The sequence below is a fragment of the Microbacterium sp. genome, from assembly GCF_031179285.1.
Taxonomy (GTDB): Bacteria; Actinomycetota; Actinomycetes; order Actinomycetales; family Microbacteriaceae; genus Microbacterium.
This window is the reverse complement of the sequence record NZ_JAPSHY010000079.1, coordinates 1-1630: the sequence shown is the minus strand read 5'-3', so window position 1 is coordinate 1630 and position 1630 is coordinate 1. Positions and strand designations below refer to the sequence as shown.

The window sequence follows — 1630 nt, the reverse complement described above, 5'->3', positions numbered from 1 at the left end:
CCGTAGATCAGGGCCGGGACGGCTTCGGCGATGAACATCCACCGCCACGCCTCCAGCCCCCACAGCGGCTCGGCTGCACCACCTGCGACGTTCGCGAGCATGGCATCGGAGAGCAGGGCGACGAAGATGCCGGTGACGATGGCGAGTTGCTGGAGCGAGCCGAGGCGCCCTCTGACGTGAGCGGGTGACACCTCCGCGATGTAAGCGGGGGCGATGACGGATGCCGCGCCGACCCCGAGCCCGCCGATCACGCGCCACACGATGAGGTCGACAACGCCGAAGGCGAGGCCTGACCCGAGAGCGGAGATGAAGAACAGCGCTGCGGCGATCAGCATGGTCGGTACGCGACCGAGGCGATTCGCCACCGGGCCCGCGAACCAGGCGCCGATCGCACAGCCGATCAGCGCGGAGGAGACCGCGAACCCCTTCAGCGCGACGCCGAGGTCGAACGCGCCCGCCAGCGCATCGACGGCACCATTGATCACCGCGGTGTCGAAGCCGAACAGGAAACCGCCGAGCGCCGCGGCGATGCTGACTCCGATGACGCGGCCGCGGATCGCTGCGGGTAGCACTGACTGGGTCATGGGGCCTCCTCGTCGAGCTGGTGATCGGAGCCTAGTGCCTCCTGTCTCCGCGCCGCAGAAACCTTTCGGGTGTGTACGCCGAGTGTCTAGCGCGCGCCGTACTGCTCCTCACCGATCTCCGACAGGATGCGGTTCAGATCCTGTATTGACGCGAAATCTATCTTGAGCTGGCCTTTTCTTGCGCCCAGCGTGATCTGAACGCGTGTGTTCAAGCGGTCGCCGAGCTTCGTCGACACCTCATCGAGGTACGCACGACGCGCACCGGGTGTCGGGCGGGGCGCCGTACCCGCCGCCGCGGGCAGGCTCTTCGCCGCCTGCTCGGTGGCGCGTACTGAGAGGTCCTCGTTGACGACCTTGTCGGCGAGTTGCTGCATCCGCTCCGGATCCTCGACCGACAGGATGGCTCGGGCGTGCCCTGCGGAAAGCACGCCGGCCGCGACACGCTGCTGGACAGGAAGCGGCAGGCGCAGCAGGCGGATCGTGTTGCTGATCTGCGGGCGGGAGCGGCCGATCCGGCTGGCGAGCTCCTCCTGCGTGATACCGAAGTCCTCGAGGAGCTGCTGATACGCGGACGCCTCCTCCAAGGGGTTCAGCTCGGAGCGGTGTAGGTTCTCGAGCAGGGCATCGCGGAGAAGGTTCTCGTCAGCGGTCTCGCGGAGGATCGCGGGGATCGAGGCCAGTCCGGCTTCGCGGGCGGCGCGCGTACGCCGCTCCCCCATGATCAGCTCGAACTCGTCGTCGCCGTTCCTCCGCACGACGACCGGCTGCAGGACGCCGAACTCTTTGACGCTGTGCACCAGTTCGGCGAGGTCGTCTTCGTCGAAATGGGTGCGTGGCTGTCGCGGGTTCGGCACGATCTTCTGCGGGTCGACCTGAATCAGCCGGATGCCGGGCACCGCGGCGAGTTCGTCGTCGTGCAGCGGCTCGGTCGGCTCGGGCGCGGACGCAGGCTGTGCAGCATCCTGCTTCGGCTTCGAAGCGCCGGGGAAGAAGACGTCCACCGGACGCTCGGCCTGGTCCGCGGTTGGGATGAGGGCGCCGATCCC

Annotated in this window: 2 protein-coding genes; both read right to left on the bottom strand. The window is 68.0% G+C overall.

The genetic code is table 11. From position 1 onward, the window contains the following. A partial coding sequence (locus RIN18_RS17620) for an MFS transporter (RefSeq protein WP_309105278.1) occupies positions 1-584 on the bottom strand: 584 nt, incomplete at its 3' end. Positions 585-670: 86 nt separating this feature from the next. Then, positions 671-1630: ParB/RepB/Spo0J family partition protein (locus tag RIN18_RS17615; RefSeq protein WP_309105277.1), on the bottom strand; the 960-nt coding region annotated here is incomplete at its 5' end.